Source organism: Sorangium sp. So ce131, from assembly GCF_051519095.1.
GTDB lineage: Bacteria > Myxococcota_A > Polyangia > Polyangiales > Polyangiaceae > Sorangium.
Genome location: NZ_CP150455.1, coordinates 6,462,762 through 6,482,032 on the forward strand (window position 1 = coordinate 6,462,762; position 19,271 = coordinate 6,482,032).

Annotated in this window: 20 protein-coding genes; 5 read left to right on the top strand and 15 right to left on the bottom strand. The window is 73.3% G+C overall.

What is annotated here, in order from left to right:
• Position 1: 1 nt before the first annotated feature.
• Complete coding sequence (locus WMF43_RS23555; RefSeq protein WP_437683374.1) at positions 2–538, bottom strand: hypothetical protein; 537 nt, start codon at positions 536–538, stop codon at positions 2–4.
• A gap of 283 nt (positions 539–821) precedes the next feature.
• Here WMF43_RS23555 and WMF43_RS23560 point away from each other — a divergent pair, with 283 nt between their 5' ends.
• Both WMF43_RS23560 and WMF43_RS23565 read left to right on the top strand, forming a co-directional pair.
• Positions 822–1,469 carry a hypothetical protein gene (locus tag WMF43_RS23560; RefSeq protein WP_437683375.1) on the top strand — a complete coding sequence of 216 codons (648 nt, stop codon included), beginning with the start codon at positions 822–824 and terminating at the stop codon, positions 1,467–1,469.
• Positions 1,470–1,538: 69 nt separating this feature from the next.
• Entirely contained in the window at positions 1,539–2,048 is a 510-nt protein-coding gene (locus WMF43_RS23565; RefSeq protein WP_437683376.1) for a hypothetical protein, read from the top strand.
• 49 nt (positions 2,049–2,097) lie between these two features.
• Here WMF43_RS23565 and WMF43_RS23570 read toward each other — a convergent pair whose 3' ends face one another.
• From WMF43_RS23570 to WMF43_RS23625, 12 genes are read right to left on the bottom strand one after another with little or no spacing between them, the layout of a single operon-like run.
• Entirely contained in the window at positions 2,098–2,601 is a 504-nt protein-coding gene (locus tag WMF43_RS23570; RefSeq protein ID WP_437683377.1) for a hypothetical protein, read from the bottom strand.
• Positions 2,602–2,645: 44 nt separating this feature from the next.
• A complete protein-coding gene (locus WMF43_RS23575) occupies positions 2,646–3,077 on the bottom strand; it encodes a phosphopantetheine-binding protein (RefSeq protein ID WP_437683378.1) in 432 nt (143 codons plus the stop codon).
• On the bottom strand, positions 3,074–3,703 hold the full coding sequence (locus tag WMF43_RS23580; RefSeq protein ID WP_437683379.1) for a nitroreductase family protein: 630 nt from the start codon (positions 3,701–3,703) through the stop codon (positions 3,074–3,076). Before WMF43_RS23580 ends, WMF43_RS23575 begins: the two co-directional genes overlap by 4 nt.
• The gene (locus WMF43_RS23585; protein WP_437683380.1) at positions 3,700–4,458 is read right to left on the bottom strand and encodes an SDR family NAD(P)-dependent oxidoreductase; all 759 of its coding nucleotides are present in this window, start codon (positions 4,456–4,458) and stop codon (positions 3,700–3,702) included. Before WMF43_RS23585 ends, WMF43_RS23580 begins: the two co-directional genes overlap by 4 nt.
• Positions 4,455–5,696 (bottom strand): beta-ketoacyl-[acyl-carrier-protein] synthase family protein, encoded by a 1,242-nt coding sequence (locus WMF43_RS23590; RefSeq protein WP_437683381.1) that lies wholly within the window; start codon positions 5,694–5,696, stop codon positions 4,455–4,457. The genes WMF43_RS23585 and WMF43_RS23590 overlap by 4 nt, the downstream gene beginning before the upstream one ends.
• Positions 5,693–6,727, bottom strand: a complete 1,035-nt coding sequence (locus tag WMF43_RS23595) for a beta-ketoacyl synthase N-terminal-like domain-containing protein (protein ID WP_437683382.1) — start codon at positions 6,725–6,727, stop codon at positions 5,693–5,695. The genes WMF43_RS23590 and WMF43_RS23595 overlap by 4 nt, the downstream gene beginning before the upstream one ends.
• Positions 6,724–7,200, bottom strand: a complete 477-nt coding sequence (locus tag WMF43_RS23600) for a 3-hydroxyacyl-ACP dehydratase FabZ family protein (RefSeq protein WP_437683383.1) — start codon at positions 7,198–7,200, stop codon at positions 6,724–6,726. Before WMF43_RS23600 ends, WMF43_RS23595 begins: the two co-directional genes overlap by 4 nt.
• On the bottom strand, positions 7,200–7,790 hold the full coding sequence (locus WMF43_RS23605) for a hypothetical protein (RefSeq protein WP_437683384.1): 591 nt from the start codon (positions 7,788–7,790) through the stop codon (positions 7,200–7,202). The genes WMF43_RS23600 and WMF43_RS23605 overlap by 1 nt, the downstream gene beginning before the upstream one ends.
• On the bottom strand, positions 7,790–8,539 hold the full coding sequence (locus tag WMF43_RS23610; RefSeq protein WP_437683385.1) for an SDR family NAD(P)-dependent oxidoreductase: 750 nt from the start codon (positions 8,537–8,539) through the stop codon (positions 7,790–7,792). The genes WMF43_RS23605 and WMF43_RS23610 overlap by 1 nt, the downstream gene beginning before the upstream one ends.
• Positions 8,536–9,279: an SDR family NAD(P)-dependent oxidoreductase gene (locus WMF43_RS23615; RefSeq protein WP_437683386.1), complete on the bottom strand. Its 744-nt coding sequence runs from the start codon at positions 9,277–9,279 to the stop codon at positions 8,536–8,538. The genes WMF43_RS23610 and WMF43_RS23615 overlap by 4 nt, the downstream gene beginning before the upstream one ends.
• Positions 9,276–10,778, bottom strand: a complete 1,503-nt coding sequence (locus WMF43_RS23620; protein WP_437683387.1) for a radical SAM protein — start codon at positions 10,776–10,778, stop codon at positions 9,276–9,278. Before WMF43_RS23620 ends, WMF43_RS23615 begins: the two co-directional genes overlap by 4 nt.
• The gene (locus WMF43_RS23625; RefSeq protein ID WP_437683388.1) at positions 10,775–12,367 is read right to left on the bottom strand and encodes a radical SAM protein; all 1,593 of its coding nucleotides are present in this window, start codon (positions 12,365–12,367) and stop codon (positions 10,775–10,777) included. The genes WMF43_RS23620 and WMF43_RS23625 overlap by 4 nt, the downstream gene beginning before the upstream one ends.
• 144 nt (positions 12,368–12,511) lie before the next feature.
• Here WMF43_RS23625 and WMF43_RS23630 point away from each other — a divergent pair, with 144 nt between their 5' ends.
• Positions 12,512–13,384: a hypothetical protein gene (locus WMF43_RS23630; RefSeq protein ID WP_437683389.1), complete on the top strand. Its 873-nt coding sequence runs from the start codon at positions 12,512–12,514 to the stop codon at positions 13,382–13,384.
• Between the two features lie 99 nt (positions 13,385–13,483).
• On the opposite strand, the gene WMF43_RS23635 is transcribed toward WMF43_RS23630, so the two are convergent.
• A complete protein-coding gene (locus WMF43_RS23635; protein ID WP_437683390.1) occupies positions 13,484–15,340 on the bottom strand; it encodes a PEGA domain-containing protein in 1,857 nt (618 codons plus the stop codon).
• Between the two features lie 211 nt (positions 15,341–15,551).
• On the bottom strand, positions 15,552–17,354 hold the full coding sequence (locus WMF43_RS23640; protein WP_437683391.1) for a protein kinase domain-containing protein: 1,803 nt from the start codon (positions 17,352–17,354) through the stop codon (positions 15,552–15,554).
• A 123-nt stretch (positions 17,355–17,477) separates the two neighbouring features.
• Between WMF43_RS23640 and WMF43_RS23645 the strand changes: the two genes are divergently transcribed.
• Both WMF43_RS23645 and WMF43_RS23650 read left to right on the top strand, forming a co-directional pair.
• Positions 17,478–17,885 carry a PEGA domain-containing protein gene (locus WMF43_RS23645; protein ID WP_437683392.1) on the top strand — a complete coding sequence of 136 codons (408 nt, stop codon included), beginning with the start codon at positions 17,478–17,480 and terminating at the stop codon, positions 17,883–17,885.
• 84 nt (positions 17,886–17,969) lie between these two features.
• The gene (locus WMF43_RS23650) at positions 17,970–19,049 is read left to right on the top strand and encodes an NADH:flavin oxidoreductase/NADH oxidase (protein ID WP_437683393.1); all 1,080 of its coding nucleotides are present in this window, start codon (positions 17,970–17,972) and stop codon (positions 19,047–19,049) included.
• The last annotated feature ends 222 nt before the right edge of the window (positions 19,050–19,271 follow it).

Genomic DNA, 19,271 nt, shown 5'->3' on the forward strand with positions numbered 1-19,271 from the left:
CTCAGTTGAGCCGGATGATGCGGCCGACGATCTTGTGGATGCCCGAGGCCCGCGCCGTGATGTCGTGCGCGATGGTCTCGATGAGCCCCTGGGCGCGGACGACGAGGCTCGCCGCGCCGCTCGCGATCGCAAACTCGTGCTCCGCGGCGACGAGCACGCGGCGCGCCTTGATGAGGAACTCGTCCCCCTCGTCGACGCCAGGCGTGGGCGCGGTGCGCAGGGCGCCGAGCACGACCCAGCCCTCGCCCTCGCGCTGCACCACGAGCCGCTCGCCGCGGACCAGCGCCGTGGCGAGCACGGCCGGCGAGAGCGCGCCGTCGAGCGCCGCCTCGATCTCGGCGCCGCCGAGCGAGAGCCGCGCCGTGCGGCCCTGCGCGTCGAAGGCGACGAGCCGCGCGGCCACGAGCCCGGCGGCCGCCGGCTGCTCCTGCGACGCGGGAGGCGGGTCCGCGGCCGGCTCGCCCGCCACCGCGGCCGGCGGCCGAGGAGGAACGTCGATAACTCGCACCGTCGCCGCCCGCTTCGCTTGCCCCGTCATGCGGTCCTCCCGAGTCCTGAAGACGCCTCGCCCCCGGCTCTACCCACCCGAGGATACACGAGGCGCGCGCCGCCACGCACCCCTCGAACGAAGCGCAGGACGCCGGCAGCGGTACGTTTCATCCCGAAACATTTCCAGGGCGGCGCGACGCCACAGGCGGATGGTGGACGCCGGTTTCCCGTGTTCCCCCGCGCCGTTACAATTCGGCCGAGGCCGGGGGCGCAGGGCGCGCCCCGCGGCAATCGACCTGGAACCACGGCAGGCGCTACCATCGATGGTCGCCATGGGCCACATCGTCCGCCGCGCGCTCTGGGGAGTCATCGATCTCGATACCCGAACCGGACACATCTTCGTGCAGGAAGAGTGGCGTTATGTCTGGCAGATCGACCCCGGGGCCCGGCCGTGGACCCTGCGGGAACGGCGGCGGTTCCACGATACCGTCGACAGGCACGTCTGGGGCACGTGGAGCCGTCGCGTCCGGGTCCGGCCGACGGGCGCGCACCCGCTCGCCAATCCATCGCGCGACCTTCCCGTCGAGTTCGACGTCCGGTGGGTCCTCTCCGGGGGGCACTGGACAGTCAACGTAAGGAAGGTCCCACCAGGGACCCCCTCGCCGCGGAGCTGGGTCGATTTCGGCGCGCGCCAGATCCACCTCGATCACCTCGACGGCATCCCGCACGCGGTCGGGAACGCCGCGAATCAAGCGAGGAACCGGTTCTACACCATACCGCACGAGTTCGGGCACACGCTGCCGACGGGCGCCGGCAGCGCGGTGCCGGTGGACGATGAATACAATGCGGGCCACGCGCACCTGCCCGACACCGACAGCCTGATGAACATCGGCCGTCAGGTGCGCGGCCGCCATATCCAGGTCGTCCTCGACGAGCTCAACGCCATGTCGCCCGATCTGCAGTTCACGGTGGCGCCCTGAGCGCGTCGGCGCGGACGGCGCCGCTCCCGCGGGCTGGACAGGGGCCGTGAGGGCGGCGACGATGCCCGGGTGCCGGCGCAAGGCAGGGACGAGGACGACCAGCAGACGGCGGAGCGCGGCGCGCCGCACGGCGTGACGCTGTTCGATCACGCGCAGATCTCCGCCGAGATCGCCGAGGGCGACCGCGCGCTCGCGCGCGTGCTCGAGGCGCGCGGGCTCACGGAAGCGCAGTGGAACGAGGTGACGCTCTACTGGGTGCAGCGCATGGGCGACGACGTGATGGACCACGCCGAGCGCGCGCGTATCCCCCTCGTCTACTCGGACGCCTTCTCGAAGGCGCAGGACGCGCTCAAGCCGCTGCCGGCCATGGACGTCGAGGGCTACGCGGCGCTGGTCGCCGCCGTCCAGGCGGCCGGCTCGCCGGCGCCGCCGCTCGCGGCGCGCGGGCTGTCCACCGCCGATTACCTCCGCCTCTCCCGCCATTTCGCGCGCGCGATGGCGGCCGACCCGGAGCAGGCCAGGCGGTTCTTCGAGGTGCTGCAGGCGCTCTCGCCGCCGGCGGAGGAGGTCGAGGTCTGACGGACGCGGCCGGTGAGCGCCGCGCCGGCCCCCGCGCGGCGGCCGCGGCTTACCTGGGCGCGTCCGGCGCGGGCCGCGCCGCGGCCACCATCGCGCGGTAGGTCCGCGCGAGCGCCGGGTCGGCCGCGAGGCGCGCCGTCCAGGCGCGCTGAAGCCGGGCGTAGGCGGCGAGCGAGAGCCCGGCGCCCGCGAGCACGACGCCGGGAGGCTCGCCCGCCTCGATGCGCGCCGCGAGGCGGGCGTAGTCCTCGAGCGGCCTCGTCGGCTCCGACGGGCCGAGCGCCGCCTGCGCCGCGGCGTAGGCACGGTCGAGCTCCTGCCCGAGCGAGAGATCCCCCTGCATCGCGGCGGTCGCGACGCGGAGGAGCCACGTCGTCTCGACGTCCATCCAGCGGATCTCGTCGAGCCCGTGCGAGGAGAGCACGCGGGCCCTCTCGGCGGGCGCCTCGGCGAGCTCGGCGGAGACGCGGGCGTAGGCGGCGAGATCCACGCCCTCCACCGGGGATCGCGGCACCGGCTGCGTCGGATCGGGGCCGCCGGGGAGCTGCGGCACGGGGGGTCGTTCGGGGGGTCGCTCGCCGGGCATCGGGCCGCCTCTCACGCCTCCGCGGGCGGCGCGGGGGCCGCGAGCCGCCGCGCCGCCACGATGCAGATCGCCTCGACGGTGATCAGCGAGAACAGCTGCCGCGGCGTCACCCGCGCCCTGTCCTCCACCGCCGCGAGCGCCGGGAGCCAGCCCTCGAGCCGGCTCACCACCGCCTCCGTGAGGAAGCCCTCCTTCATCACCTCGGGCGACGAGAAATCGAGGCGCGTGATGAAGTTGAACTCGCTCTCTCGCGCGCGGATGTTGAGCTCGTGGTCGACCATGAACACGATGTCGACGAAATCGAGCGAGTCGGCGCCGAGGTCGTCGATGAGGCGGCTCTCGAGCGCGACCCCGCCGGGGTCCACGGCGAGGCTCTCCACGATGCAGCGCTTCACTGCCTCGACCACGTGGGGCGGGATGTCCACCCTGGCTGCGTCCGTCATCGAATCCACCTCGTGACCTTGCTCCCGGCCTTGCGCTCCGTGGGCCTCGGCTCGCCGGCCGCGTAGCCGAGCGCCACGAGCGCGACGATACCCCAGCTCGCGGGCACGCCGAGGATCTCCTTGAGCCGCCGCGCGGCGAGCAGCGGCCCGGTCATCGCCGACGCGCCCAGGCCGGCGTCGTGCGCCGCGAGCAGCAAGCTCATCAGCGCGAGCGACGCCCCGACGAGCCCCGAGTCGCGCTCCAGGGCCACCACCGCCTCGTGGAGCTCCGCCGGCAGCGACGGCGCGACCAGGTTGGAGAGGACCGTGTGCCCCCGGAAGATCGGCGCGATCACGACCGGCGCCCCCTCGAACCGCGTGAAGTAGTCGCCGTAGGCCGCGAAGGCCTCCTGGCTGTCCGGCGGCACGTGCTCCGCCACCGTCGCCGCCGCCTCGCGCACGGCGCCCGCCATCGCCGCGATCACCTCCGGCCGCTTCACGACCACGAACCGCCACGGCTGCTTGTTGCTCGCCGACGGCGCGGTCACGGCGAGCTCGATCAGCCGCTCGACGACCTCGTCCGGCGGCGGATCGGGGCGGAAGCTGCGCACGCTGCGGCGGGAGCGCAGGAGCTCGTCGAGCGTCATCCGACCTCGTAGCCCCCGTCGACCGTCGCCACCGCGCCGGTGACGTACGCCGCGCGGTCGCTCAGCAGGAACGCCGCGTACCCCGCGACCTCGTCCGGCGCCGCGATCCGCCGCTGCGGCACGCGGGCGACGACCTCCTCGCCGGCGAGCGCGCGCGTCGCGGCCAGCATGTCGGTGTCGATCGCGCCGGGCCGCAGGCAGGCCACGCGCACGCCCTTCCTCGCGTACTCGACCGCGAGCGCGCGCGTGAGCGCCTCGATCCCCCCCTTCGCCGCCGCATACGCCGCCTGGCCGCGGGCGGGGCGCGCCGCCGCGACCGAGCTCACGTTGAGCAGGACGCCGCGCCGCCGCCGCATCATGCCCGGCAGCACGGCGCGGGCGCACACCATCGGGCCGAGCAGGTTCGTCTCGAGCTGCGCCCGGAGCTGCTCCACGTCGCTCGCCACGAGCAGCCCCGGCAGGACGGCCCCGGCGTTGTTCACCCAGCCGTCGATCGGGCCCACCTCGGCCTCGAACCGCTCGACCGCCGCCGCGACCGCCGCCGCGTCCGCCACATCGAAGCCGAGCGCGAGCGCGCGCCCGCCGCGCTGCGCTTCGACCACGCGCGCGACCTCCTCCGCCTCGCCCGCCCGCGCCCGGTACCCGATCCCGACGCCCGCCGCGCCCTCCCGCGCGCACGCGATCGCGATCGCCCGGCCCAGCCCGCGGCTCGCGCCCGTCACCACGACACGTTTGCCCTCGAGCAGCGGGCTCACGCGCGGATCGCCTCCGGGTGGCGGAGCACGATCGCCGCGTTGTGCCCGCCGAACCCGTACGAGCTCGAGAGCACGTGGCGCTGGCGGTGCTCGCGCGCCTCGTTCGGCACGTAGTCGAGGTCGCACTCCGGGTCCGGCTCGTGGAGGTTGATCGTCGGGTGGACCGCGCCGCGGAGCATGCACACGATCGCGGCCGCCGCCTCGACCGCGCCGGAGGCCGAGATCAGGTGGCCGATCATCGACTTGGTCGCGGAGACCGGGACGCGGCGCGCCCGCTCGCCCAGGAGCCGCTTGATCGCGAGCGTCTCGGCGGGATCGTTCTTCGGCGTGCCCGTCCCGTGGGCGTTGATCGCGTCGACCTCGTCCGGGCCGATCCCCGCGTCGGCGAGCGCGCGCGACATGGCCAGGAACGCGCCGCGCCCCTCGGGGTGCGGATCGCTGATCTTGTACGCGTCGAAGCTGCTCCCGTACCCCGCGACCTCCGCGAGCACCCGCGCGCCGCGGGCCCGCGCGTCCTCGAGCCGCTCGAGCACGAGCACGGCCGCCCCCTCCCCCATCACGAACCCGTCGCGCGTCCGGTCGAACGGGCGCGACGCGGTCTCGGGCCGGTCGTTGCGAATGCTCGTGGCCTGCAGGGCGCAGAACCCCGCGACGCCGAGCGGGTTGATCATCGAGTCGGTGCCGCCCGCGAGCGCGACGCGGCGGCGCCCCGTCGCCACGAGCCGGTACGCCGCGCCCACCGCGTCGGTCCCCGCGGCGCAGGCCGAGACGTGCACGAGCGGCGGCGCTGCGAGCCCGAACCGGTGGCTGATCGCGTGCACGCACACCTCCGCCGGCGTCTGCATGAACCCGAGCCGCGCGGCGGTGCCCTCCGGCAGCGCGAACCCCGGGCGCCGGGCCGCCGCGAGGTGGTCCATGTTGAAGAGCTCGAGGCCGACCCCCATGCTGACGCCCGCGTCCGCGCGCGGCGCGCCGCCGTCGAGGGGCAGCCCCGACGCCTCGACCGCGCTCCGCGCCGCCGCGAGCGCGAACGCGATCTTGCGGTCGCCGAGCGGCACCTCGGCCGGCAGCGGCGCCTGCCCGGCGATGCGCGTCGGCAACGTCGACGCGTCGAACAAAGTGATTTGACTTACGCCGCTCTTTCCGGCGAGCAGCGCGTCTCCGAACGTGTCGACGTGGTCGCCGAGCGGCGACACGAGGCCGATGCCCGTCACGACCACGGTGTGGCGCGCGGTCACGACGCCCTCCGGATCCAGCGGCTCTCGGCGGTGATGCCGTCGCGCCCCTCGAGGTGGTGGACGAGCTCGACGGCGCCGCCCTGCCACGCGCGCGCGAGCGCGACGAGGGGCGACGCGGGCCCGAGCTCCACGTCGATCGGCGCCGCGGGCCCGAGCTCCGCGTCGCTCGGCGCCGCCGGATCGAGCGCCCCGCCCGCCTCTCCTGCCGCGGCGCCGCCCCCGGTCGATGCGCGCGCGAGCGCGACGGTCTCCCGCTTCGCCGGCGCGCCGGCGAGCGGATTGAACGGCGTGTACCCGACCGCGAGCGACGCGAGCTCGCCCATCCCCCTCGCCCCTCGCAGCGCCGCGTGGTCCTCGCGCTCCAGGACGACCGCGGCCGACGCGTCGAACAGCTGATCGGGCGGGACCGGCCCGTCGATGCGCCGCATGTGGTGCTCGACCAGGTAGTTGCGCTGGTGCGCCACCCCGACGACGAGCGCCACGTCGACCTCGCCCCGCGCGAGCGCCTGCACCGCCTCCTCGAGCGCGAGGTAGAGCTGCCCCGCGCTCGGGTAGAGCACGGCGTACGGCCCCTCCACGCCGAAGTTCGCGGCGACGTGGTAGGCCGGCATGTTGGGCAGGCAGCGGAACGCGAGCAGCGGGTGCGCGCGCGTGTACCCCTCGGCGCCGAAGCGCGCGGGGCTGAAGTCGCCGCGCTCGTCGAGCGACCCCTCGAGCACCGGCGCGATGTCGCGCTCCAGGAACGGGATGTACCCCACCGCGAGGTAGAGCCCCGTGCGTTCGCCTGGCAGCGCGGCCGGCGAGGCCGGCAACGCGCTCGACGCGCTCGGCGCGCTCGACGCGCTCGGCGCCCCCGGCAGCGCGCCCGCGAGGCCCGCCGACGCGAGCGCCCGCCCCGCGCTCACCACCGCGAGCGCGTCCTGGAGCCCGAGGTACTTCTTGCTCTTCTTCTCGCGGAGGAACGGCGCCGGGTCACACGGCTCGCCGGGCGCGAGCACGACGGACGCCAGGCCGGTCACGAGCGTCGTCACGGCAGCCACACCTTCTCCGGCAGCTCGCGCGTCCAGAGCGCGTAGAGGTAGCGGCGCTGCGCGTGCACCCGCTCCGACGCGACCGCCTTCAGCACGAACGTCAGCGTCGCCCGCATGCACCGCTCCCCGCGGACGTCCGCGCCGACCGAGAGCTTCGCCGCGGCGTCGAGCGACTGCGACAGCTCCGCGAAGAGCTCCACGCTGTCCCCGGGCTGCGCCGCGCGGTAGAACTTCGCCCGGTCGATCTGCGCGAGCAGCGCCCGCCGCGGCTCCTCGGACGGTTTGTTCTCCGTCACCTCGACGAGGAACCCCGCGAGCTGCGCCGCCGCCTCGACGAGCAGCGCCCCCGGGTAGATCGGGTAGTCGGGGAAATGGTCGTGCAGGACCTCGTCGGTCAACGTCACGGCCTTGAGCCCGCGCGCGATGCGGCCGGGCTCGACGAAGGTGATCCGGTCGAGGAGGATGTAACGCATCAGGGGGTGCTGGCCCTCCCGGCCATGTCGCCCGCGGCGGCCCGGCGCGGCGGCCGGAGCCACGCGGCGAGCGCGCGGTCCACGGCGAAGAACGTGAGCGCCGACCCGGCGAGCATCAGGGCGAAGTACTGGTCGTAGCGCGGGAACGTCGCCTCCCAGCCCGCCCACACGCGGTGGGCGAGGTTCACGTTCGGCCCGGGGGGCGTCACCGCGCGCGTCAGCGCGACGAGGGCGAGCATCGCCGCCGTCGCCTTCAGCCAGGCGAGCCGCGGCAGCCCGAGCTCCCGCACCGCGAGCGCGGCGACGATCGGGCAGAGCACGTGCGGCAGGAACGTCGTCAGGATGACGCCGCTGCCCGTCGCCACGTCGAGCGCCCACATCGGCGTGCCGAACGCGAGCCACAGCGCCGCGACCGCGGCGAGCCCCGGCCGCGCGAGGAAGCAGCCGGCGGCGAGCAGCAGCGGCGCGACGTTGCACATCCAGAGCAGGTCGTACGGCGAGCCCCGCCGCACGTGGTTCCCCCCGTGCACGAGGAACGCGACCGCGGCGAGGCCGCCCAGCACCGTGAGCCGCGCCGGGGGCGCCGCCATCAGAGCCCCCCGTCGACCACCAGGGTCTGGCCGGTCACGTAGGTGTTCTCGAGCGCGAGCCACGCGGCGAGCGCCGCCACCTCGTCGACCTTGCCGAGGCGACGCAGGCCGCAGTGCTTCAGGTACTCGCGGCGCAGATCGTCCGGCAGCGTGCGCGACGCGCCCGCCTCGAGCACGCCGGGCGCGACCAGGTTCACGCGCACCCCGCGCTCGCCGAGCGGCTTGGCGAGGCTGAGCGCGAGCCCGGAGAGCGCCGCCTTCGAGACCGCGTAGGGGACCGGCGACCGCACCGGCTTGATCCCGTCGACCGACCCGAACAGGACGACGTTCCCGCCGCGATCGAAGTGCGGCAGCAGGCTCCGCGCGGCCGCGAAGGCGCTGGTCACGTTCACCGCGAGCACGCCGGCGAACCCGTCCAGCGAGACGCCCTCGAGCGCCTCGAACGCCGGCGGCTCGAGCGAGGACGACCGCACCGCGCAGTGCACGAACGCGTCCACGCCCCCGAGCCTGCGCGCGAGCCCGTCCGCGGCCTCCGCCGCCGCGCGCGGATCTGCGAGGTCGACCTCGACCGCGGTCACCCCCGGGTGGGTTCGCGTCAATTCCTCAGCAATTTCGCGCCCTTGCCGGTACGTGAACGCCACGCGCGCCCCCGCGCGCGCGAGCTCCGCGACGAGCGCGCGCCCGACCGTGCCCGAGCCGCCGAAGACCACGCATCGGCGCGGCCGCTCCGCCGCGGCGCCGGCCGTCACACGCCCCCGTCGGCCAGCACCGTGGCGCCGGTCATGTAGCCGTTGCGATCGGACACGAGGAACGCGGCGAGCTCGGCGACCTCGCGCAAGGTGCCGACGCGGCCGAGCGCGTTGTGCTTCAGGTAGTCGGCCAGGCGGTGCTCGGGCAGGTTGCGGCCGACGCCGTCCTCGAGCAGCCCGGGCGCGAGGCAGAGCACGCGGATCCCGTGGCGCGCGACCTCCTTGGCCATCGCCTCGGTCATCCCCTTCAGGCCGGCCTTGCTCGCGCAGTAGTGGATGGGCGCGTCGATCATCCGCACGCCGGCGAGCGACCCGATGTTGAGCACGACCCCGCGCTTCTTGCGGATCATCGACCGGAGCACCTCGCGCGCGGTGAGGTACGCGCCCTTGAGGTTCAGGTCGAGCACGTGATCGAAGTCCTGCTCCTCGAGCAGCGCGAGCGGCAGGTTCTGCGATATGCCCGCGTTGTTCACGAGCACGTCGACCCCGCCCCACGCCTCCTCGACCGCGCGCACCACCACGCGCGTCTCGCCCGCGTCGAGCACGCTCGCGCGGAACGCGCGCGCCTCCGCGCCGGCCGCCGCGAGCTCCTCGCAGAGGCGCCGCGCGCCCTCCTCGCTCTTCGTGTAGGTGAAGGCCACCCGGGCCCCGTGGCGCGCGAACGTCGCGCAGATCTCCCGGCCGAGGCCGCGCCCGCCGCCGGTCACGATCACGCGTTTCCCGGCGAGCAGCCCGCTCACGTCTTGCCCCAGATCTGCGGCTCGCCGACCGGCCCGGTGTAGCGAGGGTCCCGGTCGCGGTAGAGGTTGTTGTACGCGCAGCCGGGCATGAGCCGCCCGTCGGGGAGCGCGTAGTGGGTGCAGCACTTCTTGATGCGGTCGACCTCGAAGGTGTGCACGTCCATGAAGGCGTGGATGAAGACGGTCTTCACCAGCCCCTCGCCGATGTGCAGCCGCTCCTCTAGCTCGAGGGCGCGCTCCTCGGGGTACATGAGGAAGATCGCCTTGCGCAGCACGCCGAGGATCCGGTCGCAGTCGGGCACCTGGCCGGAGCTCGTCCACATCTGGTCGATCGCGTCGCGCAGGGCGCCCTCGAACTGGTCGTCGGGGCGGATGGTGCCGCGGTTCGCCAGGAGCTCGAGGTAGCGGTCGAGCTCGAGGAACCTCGGGAACGGGATGAACTCGCCGTCGACCTTGAGCAGGTAGGTGAGCGCGAAGCAGCTCGGGTGGGAGCACGGCAGCGGCAGGAAGTCGCTCTTCTTGAGCAGCCCGGTCTGCTCCTCGGCCGCGCGGACGACGTCGGGGATGGTCATGACGTCGAGCGGATCGTGCGGGGCGAAGTGGGCGCCGCCGTACCCGGTGTAGGCCGCGGGCTGGAACGTCAGCGACAGGATGAAGTCGTTCTCGTAGAGCAGCCGGATGCAGTCGCCGATGCGGTCGTCGTTCACGCCGCGGGCCACGGTCGACACGAGCGTGGTGCGCACGCCGGCCCGCTTCAGGTTGGCGAGCGCCTTCTCCCGCGCGGCGGCCTGGTCCCCGCCGCCGCGCAGCACGCGCAGGGCCGGGTTGCTGAGCGCGTCGAGCTGGAGGCTCACGTACACCTTGCGCCGGGCGAGCTCCTCGCAGAACGCGTAGTCGCTCGCGCAGCGGAGGCCGTTCGTCGAGATGGAGACCCGCGCGATCTCGGTCTTCGCCCGGGCCATGTCGAGCAGCTCGAGGAACTCGGGGTGGAGCGTCGGCTCGCCGCCGGAGAGGTTGATCGTCTCGAGCGTCCCCTCCTTGGCCACGATGCCGTCGAGCACGCGCCCGAACTCCTCGCGCGTCATGTTGTAGTTGTGCCGGTTCTGCACGATGCAGATGGGGCACTCGAGGTTGCAATGGTTCGTGATCTCGATGATCGGCAGGCAGGAGTGCTGCTCGTGGTCCGGGCAGAGGCCGCAGTCGTCCGGGCAGCCGCGCTCGACCGCCGTCGCGTACTGGAGCGGCCGCGAGCCCTCCTTCACGTAGGTGAGCGACCGGAGGAACCAGTCCGCGTCGCCGGAGATGAGCGCCTCGCTCTGCCCGTGCTGCGGGCACTGCTTGCGCAGGTACACCTTGCCGCCGCGCAGGATCCTCACCCCGTCGACGGCCCGCTTGCACTGCGGGCACAGCCCCCGCGAGAAGGAGTGGAAGACCTCGCGGTCCTGCGCGCCCGGTGTGAACGTGAACCTGCGGTCGACCAGGGGGAGCTTCGTGGTCATGACGGCACCTTGAGGAGCGGGAGGGAGCGCTTGCCGGCCGGCGTCGGGTCCGGCGCGAGCAGCGGGTGCGGCGCCGTCCGCCCCATGCGGGCGAGCATGTCGGGGTCGGCGAAGCGCGCGTCGTTCTCGCGGTAAAGCACGTTGTACGAGCAGGTCGGGATGTTGCTGCCGTCGACCTCCGGCACGCCGATGCTGCACTTCATCACGCGGGCGACGTCGAAGCTCTCCTCGTCCATGTGCGAGTGGATGTAGATCGCCTTGGTCGCGCGCTCGGCGATCTTCTGGCGCTGCTCCATGGCCAGGGGCTTGCCCGGCGGGAACATCTCCTTGAGCAGGCGCCGCAGCGTCCGGAGCAGCGCCTCGCTCTCGGGCAGCCGGTCCGGATCGGCCCAGAGCTCGTCCATGGCGGTGCGCAGCGCCTCCTCGACCTCCTCGCGCGGCTGGATGTAGAGGGACTCCCCGAGCAGCTCGAAGAGCTTCGCCCTGCCGATGAAGCGCGCGAACGGCACGAACCCGCCGCCGTCGAGCGCGAGCAGGTAGCAGATCGAATAGCAGTGCGGGTGGGCGAGCGGCGACGGCACGAAGTCGCGCGCCGCGATGGCGCCGCCGGTGTGCTCCTCGAGCAGCCGGTGCAGATCCGGCGTGGTGATGCGCGCCGTGCGGTCGAACCCGGCGCCGCCCTGGCCCGTGAACGTGAGCGTGTGGAGCTCGAGCGACACGATGTTCGGCTTCGCCATCATCCGGTCGAAGAGCTTGCCCACGTCCTTGTCGTTCAGGCCGGCCGCGACCGCGGGCAGGAGCGTCGTCGTGACGTCGTGCTTCTCCAGGAGGTCGAGCGCCTCGAGCTTGGCCCTCACCGTGTTGGCGCCGAGCATCCGCTGGTCGACCTCGGGATCGAAGGTGTCGAGCGACAGGACGATGCGCGCCCGGGCGGCGGCGAGCTCGCGCACGTAGTCCTCGTTCCTCAGCCGGAGGCCGTTGGTCGAGATGGTGAGGCGCCGGATGCCCGCCTCGGACGCCATCCGGAGCAGCCGCGGGAGCTCGGGGTGCATCGTCGGCTCGCCGCCCGTGAAATTGATGATGTCGATCTCGTCGTGCTGCGCGCGGAGGTGGCCGAGGATCGCGGCGAACTCGCCCTCGGTCAGCTGGTGCGCCCCCTCGTTCTTGTTCACCGTGTAGCAGATGGGGCAGTCGAGGTTGCACGCCGACGTGATCGGGACGACCGGCATGTACACCTTCTGCTGGTGCGAGGCGCACGGCCCGCAGTCGAAGGGACAGCCGCTCTTCACGGCGTGGATCTCGCCGCGCGGCGGCGTGTGCGGCGCCACGAACGAGAGCGCGTCGAGGTACCACTCGACGCTGGAGGAGACGAGCACCCGCTGGTGGCCGTGCTCGCGACAGAACTTGTCGAAGTACACCGCCCCGCCCGCAAACTGGATCTTCGCGTCGACCGCCTGCTTGCACGTCTTGCAGAGGCTCTTCGTGGTCGAATAGTAGACGTGCTCCGTCGGCTGTCGCTCCTTCGCGCCCGCCGTCGCCGTCGCCAACCCGGCCCCCGCCCCCGTCCCGCAGATCGCCACGGTCGACATGGCGACCAGAAGTACCTGGCCTGGTCGGGCGGCGCAACGTTTCGTCGGGGCCCGCCGCCGGCGCGGCGGCCGCCGTCGGGAGAGGCGCCGCCCGGAGACCGCCAGAGCGCGTCTCGGGATCCTCTGTCACGATACGATGGTGTGATGATGGTACGACGATGCGCAGGCCTGTCCGCGCTCGCGCTGCTCTCGGCCGCGGCGTGCGGAAACGAAGAGGCACAGGGGTACCCCGATCCCCCCGCTCCCCCCGCGGGCTCCTGCCAGGAGGGCGACGTGAGGCTCGAGCTCGATGTGGACTTCCACGTGTGCTTGAGGTCGTGCGGCGCGCCCGGCGACTGCCCCGCCGGCTACGCGTGCGAGGACACCGGCGGCGGCGTGACGGCCTGTGCCCGCTCGTGCAACGTCGACTGGGAATGCCTGGGGCTCGGCGCGTGCAACACCACGCTGGGCTTCTGCACGTTGCCCGGCTCGAGCTGCGGCGAGGGGCTCAACAGCGAGGAGTACGGGTCTGGGGACTGCACGGGCCAAGGCGGAGGAGCGGGTTGCCTCACGGTGAGCTGCGAGGACGCGGCGGGCAGCGAGGCGGGCATCTACTGCGCGGACCGCGGCGACGAGCCGTTATGCCTCGATGACCCCGACGTGGCCTGCGCGGCCGCGCTGGCGGGGACGGGGTCGATCGCGGGCGACACGAAGCTCGGCAAGAACACATCCTCGGCCCCGTGCGGCGACGGCGCGACGGGAGCGGGGCGGGAACAACTCTACGTGTACACCGCGCCCGTCGAGCGCTCCGGGCAGCCGAGCAGGCTCGCTCTCCGGCTCCGGCCGCGCGAGGGCCACCTCGTGTACGTCCGGAGACAATGCACCTCCCAGACGCTCGCCTGCTCCGCGCTCGAGGCCGGCGAGCTCGACGTCCCCCTCGCCGCGGGAGAGTCGTTGATCGTCTTCGTCGATGCCGTGAGCAGCGGCGATGAAGGACCCTACTGGCTGGATTTCACATTCACGACGGACATCTTCTGAGCGCCGAGCGACGGAGCGCCGAGCGACGCCGGCCCCTGCGCGCTCGGCCGTTCCTGCGTCGCTCCGCGGGGCGCGGGCGCGCTGGCCGGAGGCGCCCCCTCAGTGTTTGTAGTGGATGCCGAGGCCCGGGGTGATCGCCAGCAGGAAGCGGCCGGCGAGCGTCTCGCCGGAGAAGTACGCCCCTGCGTCCGTCGAGGTGCTGACTTGATGGGCGGCGTCCCAGCGCGGGCGGGACACGCTGAAGAGCAGCAGCGTCTCGACGCCCACGCTCAGCTCGGCGCGGGGGTGCAGGGAGACGCCGAGTCGGAGCTCGGGAGCCAGGTAGAAGAAAGGGGCAGACGACGTCACCTCCGCCGGTCCGACCTGGTACTCCTGCTGACCGAGGAACGCCCCCGTCCTCCTGTCGGAGACCGAGCCGAGGAGCGCGCCGGCGCCGAGGCGGAGGTGGATCGGGAAGTCGGCGCCGACCGCCAGCCCGGCGAAGGCGCCGGCGAGCACGCCCCGAAGCGACAGCGCGTCGTCGGCGGTGCCTTGATCGGCCAGCAGCTGCCGGGTCCGCCGCGCGGAGGTGCGCCGGCCGGCCATCGTCTGTCCGCCGCCCAGGTAGCCGAGCGACAGGCCGAGCTCGAGGCCGGACTCGAGCAGATAACCGCCGCGGGCGACGGCGAGGCCGCCGAGACCGACGCCCTCGTCGCAGCGCCCGAAGCAGGAGCCGGCGACGTCGCCGCCGAGGCTCGGCGTGAACCAGAGCCCTGCGCCGAGCTCGGCCGCGAGCTGGCCCGGCCGCCGCGCCCGGTGGAGCCGCCAGCGCGGCGCCTCCAGATCCAGCTCGAGCGCGACACGGACGACGTGGCGCTTGCCCTCGGTGAGGTGCACGTTCAGCTTCCTGGTCACGAACCCGGGCGCCGACACCTCGATGTCGTGCTCCCCGGGGCGGAGCCGCCCCTCCCACGCGCCGTCCGCGAGGACCGCCGCGTCGACCGCCACGCTCGCTTCGTCGGGCGCGGCCTCGATCCGGAGGAACGCCGACACGTCCTCCGCCGACGGCGTCACCGCGCTGAGCCGGTCGCGCTGCACGTTCACCCGGATCGGCTCCGTCCCGGCGTCGCCGTCGCCTCGGAGCACGACCGTGTGCTCGCCGACCTCGACCTCGCCTTCCCAGGGCGTCCTGCCGACCAGGTTGCCGTCGACGAGCACGTCCATCTCCTGTCCGTACCGCTCGGCCACGCGGAGGCGCCCCAGCGCGCGGCGTCGCGGCGCGATGGCGCGCATCCGCGCCGCGACGCGCGCGGTCCGTCCGCCGGCGACGTCGACGCGGATCTGCAGCGGCTCGAAGCCGTCCTTGTCGACGTGCACGACGTGGCTGCCCGCCGGGACCCGGAGCGGCGCGAGCAGCGGATAGTCCCCGCGGCGCTGCCCGCCGACCGAGATGGACGCGCCCGGCTCCGCGTGCTCGATCTCGATGGTGCCGACGAGGCCGCGCAGCTCCAGCACCTCGCGCTGGGCCGCGGTCTTGGCGTCGGCCGGCAGCGTGTCCGCGAAGTCGCGCAGGAGGATCTCGAACAGCTCGAGCGCCTCGTCGAAGCGCTGGAGCTTCTTGAGGCACGCGGCGGCCCCGGAGGTCGCGCTGCGGTTCGGGTAGAGCTCCCTCGACGCGAGGAACTCGGCGAGGGCGGGGCCGAAGGCGCCCACTTCGTAAAGCTTCCTTCCTTTGTAAAAGCGCGCCTCCGCCTCGGCCCTCCGGTCGGGCGCGCCCTCGCCGGCAGCGGGCGCGCCCTCGCCGGCGGCGGGCGCGCTCTCGCCGGCAGCGGGCGCGCTCGGCGCGGGCACGGCGGGCGCCGCGGGTTCTGCGGGCGCCGCGGTGTCCGCGGGCTGGCCGAGCGCGTCCCCGGCCCTCGAGACGAGCGCGAGCGCGACGAGCAAAGCCGCGGGCCGTCGCGCGGTCATCCAGTCCATCGCACGAGCGTAAATCAAGAGCCCTGACCGCACTTCGTGCGCCCAAGCTAGAGCGCCGATCCTGTTGATAGAGCGAGAAATGAAACGCCAAGGCGCCAAGGACGCCAAGGCGCCAAGATACTTTGTCTTCTTCTTGGCGCCCTTGGCGTCCTTGGCGCCTTGGCGTTTCGAAATTCTGCCCGTTTCAGGCGGGTTCAACCCGTTGGTCGCTCTAGTTGAACTTCTCGGGGACCAGCGGGTCGCCCGCGGCGGTGCGCGCCGGCGAGGGCGTCGGCGCCGGCGCCGGGGCTTTCGGCTTCGGCGCCGCGGTCGCCTTGACGCCCGGCTTGCTCGCGGGCCCGGCCGTCGCCGCGGCGAGCTCCATCCGGGGAGGCGAAGCGCCGGCCGCGGTCACGTGCACCACGCCCGAAAGCTCGCTCTTCCCTTTGAAGATCCTGACGCGGTGCGCGCTCCCGAGCGCGCCCACGATCTCCACTTCCCCGCCCTCGACCCGCGCCGGCCAGCCGTCGACCTCGACCGACGCGTCCCTGGGCACCACGGCGACCTTGACGCGCCGGACAGCGGGCGCGCCGGCGAGCTCCGACGCCGCGCTCGCGGACGGCGCAGGGGCCGGCGCGGCGCCGCTGGCCGCGCTCGCCGCGATCGCCGCCGGCGCGCCGGTCGAGCCCGTCGCCGGCGCGCTGCTCGCGCTCGCCGGCTGCGCGCTCGCCGCGCTCGCCTCCGGCGCGCTGGCCTGCGCGGTCTCCCGCGGCACCGACATCGCGTAAAGGCCGAAGGCGCCGAGCCCGAGCGCGCCCGCGACCGCCGCGATCGCGGGCGCGCCGAGGCGCCCGCGGCTCGGGCGCTCTCCCGCCCCCCGCGCCTCGGGCGCCGCGAGGCCGCGATCGCGGGTGCTCATGGCGACGGCCGTGCGCCCGGTCGTCGCGGGCCCGCTCGCGGCGGCGTCGCTCTCGGCCACGTGATCCGGATAGGACGCGGGCGCCTCCGCCGTGGTCTCGTTCCCGTCGACCTGCTGCGCGTCCGCGGCGACACGCACGATCCGCCGGCCCGGGTCGCTCGCGGAGCTCGCCGTCGCGAGCTTCGGCGCGATCGTGGCGCGGGTCGACTCGCGGACGGGGACGAGCAGCTCCTCGCGCAAGTCCGCGCCGCCGGGCAAAAGCGACCGGATCGCCTCCAGCATGGCCGCGGCGCTGGCGAAACGCGCGCCGACGTCGAGCCGGAGGGCGCCGTGGACCACGGCCGCCACCTCCGGCTGCACCCAGGGCGCGACCTCCTGGAGGGGGCGCGGGACCTCCGTGCAGATGGCCATGATCAGCTCGCCGAACGCGTCGATGTCCTCGTGCGGGGCCTTGCCCGCAAGGGCGCGGTAAAGCACCACGCCGAGCGACCAGAGGTCGGTGTGGAAGTCGACGTCCTTCAGGCCCCGCGCTTGCTCGGGGGACATGTAGAGCGGCGACCCGAGCAGCCCGCCGCTGCGGGTGAGGCCCGTGGTGATGTGGCCGCCCTGCGACGGGTCGGGCTTGATCTTGGCGATGCCGAAGTCGAGGAGCTTGACCAGGATCTCGCCCCCGTCGCGGCGGGCGAGGAAGATGTTGGCGGGCTTGATGTCCCGGTGGATGACGCGCGCCTCGTGCGCCTTCTGCAGGCCGAGGCATACCTGCGCCGCGATGCGTAAAGCGGCGTCCGGGTCGAGGACGCCGACCCGGGTCAGGAGCTGCTGGAGGTCCTCCCCCTCGAGGAGCTCCATGACGAGGTACGGTGCCTTCGTCGCCGGGTCGGTCTGCGCGTCGAGCACCCGGACGATGTGCTCGGTATCGATCGTTCCCGTCGCCTTTGCCTCGCGCTGGAAGCGGACAACGCCGTTGCTGCCCCGGTGCAGGGCGCCCGCGTCGATGCACTTGATCGCGACGCGCTCGCCGGAGCCGAGCCGCTCGGCCTCGTAGACGGATCCCATGCCGCCCTGGCCGAGCAGGCGGAGGAGCCGGTAGTTCCCGCCGAGGATCTCTCCGATCAAGGAGCGATCAGACTAGAGGAGCGGGCCGCGCGGTCGCAACATCGACCGCGGCGGGCTCGTCGGCCGCGGCGCGGGCTCGCCGGGGAATTTCCCCCGCGCGCGTTTCCTGACTAGCCTCGCGTCATGTCTCGCCTCACCGCTCTCTTCCTCGTCATCGCTCTCCCTGGCTGCGGCGGGGCCGCGCGCGAGCCTGAGCCGGTCGACCCAAAGCCGGCGCCGGTCGCGACGCAGCCCGAGCCCGAGCCCGAGGCGCCGCTCGACGACGCGCCGATGCTCGACGTGACCTCCGCGCAGCCGACCGAGATCCTGCTCGACGGCAAGCCCATCGGCACGACGCCGATCACCGGCCGCAAGGTCGCGCCAGGGCTGCACGAGGTGACCTTCGTGGACCCGGAGCGCGGCAACCGGACCATGATGGTCACCCTCGAGCCAGGCGACGCGAAGACGGTCCAGTCGGACCCGCCACCCTCCATCGTGGAGATGGGCGGCGGCGACAAGGACAAGGACAAGGCAGGCGACAAGAAGAAGTAGCCTCATCGCCGCGTCGGAATGCGCCTCCGCTGGCGCCCCTGTCCGGACGTGCAAAGCTCCGCCGCGTTCGACAAGGAGGTCTCCGTGGCAAGGTTGTTCGAGTCGCTTCGCTTGAAGGACGTCACGCTGAAGAACCGCGTGGTCGTCTCGCCGATGTGCCAGTACTCCTCTGTGAACGGGTATGCCACCGACTGGCACCTCGTTCATCTGGGCTCGATGGCGAGGGGTGGAGTCGGCCTCGCCATCGCCGAGGCGACGGCGGTGTCCCCGGAGGGCCGCATCAGCCCGCGGGACGCCGGCCTGTGGGAAGATGGGCAGATCGAGCCCCTCAAGCGGATCGTCTCGTTCGTCAAGGAGCAGGGCGCGGTCCCGGGGATCCAGCTCGCCCACGCCGGGAAGAAGGCGAGCGCGAACCGCCCCTGGGAGGGCGACGATCATCTCACGCAGGAGGAGGGCGCCTGGGAGACGCTGGCGCCCTCGGCGAAGGCCTTCGGCGCGAACCTCCCCAAGGTGCCGAAGGAGATGTCGAAGACCGATATCGCGCGGGTGAGGGGCGATTTCGTCGCCGCCGCCCGCCGGGCCGTGGAAGCAGGTTATGAGTGGCTCGAGCTGCATTACGCGCACGGCTACCTGGCGCACAGCTTCTACTCGCCGCTCTCGAACGAGCGCACCGACGAGTATGGCGGGAGCTTCGAGAACCGGACTCGCTTCCTGGTCGAGACGTTCGAGGCCGTGCGGGAGGTCTGGCCGGAGCGCCTGCCGCTGACGGTCCGGCTCTCGATCACGGACTGGGTGGACGGCGGCGTCACGGTCGAGGAGTCGATCGAGCTGACGAGGCGGCTCAAGGCGTCCGGCCTCGACCTGCTCGACGTGAGCCACGGCTTCGTGGTGCCCGACGGCAAGATCCCGTGGGGCCCTGGCTTCTTGCTCCCGTACGCGGGGCGCATCCGCAAGGAGGCGGATATTCCGGTCGCGGCCGGGTGGTTCATCAACGAGCCCGAGCAGGCCGAGGCGGCGCTGAAGGAGGGCCAGGCGGACCTCATCGTGCTGGCGCACGCCCTGCTCGACGATCCGCACTGGGCTTACCACGCGGCGAAGAAGCTCGGTGTGGAGCAGCCGAGCCGCGTGCTCCCGCCGCCGTACGGGCACTGGCTGAAGCGCTGATACGGATCCATCGCCCCACGAGCAGACACCAACCAGTTCTCCTCGGTCTTGGAGCATCGTCCACACCATGCTGGCGGGGGCGGGGCTGCGACGCAGGCGGCCGCCCCCGCAGCCCGGCCCTGTTCCGAGATGGATGACCGCGCAGATGCCGCTCGGCCCCCCGGGAGCTCCGATCCTGGTCGAGCGAGCGGGCCACGGTCGCCTCGACCTTTTGTGTTGCAC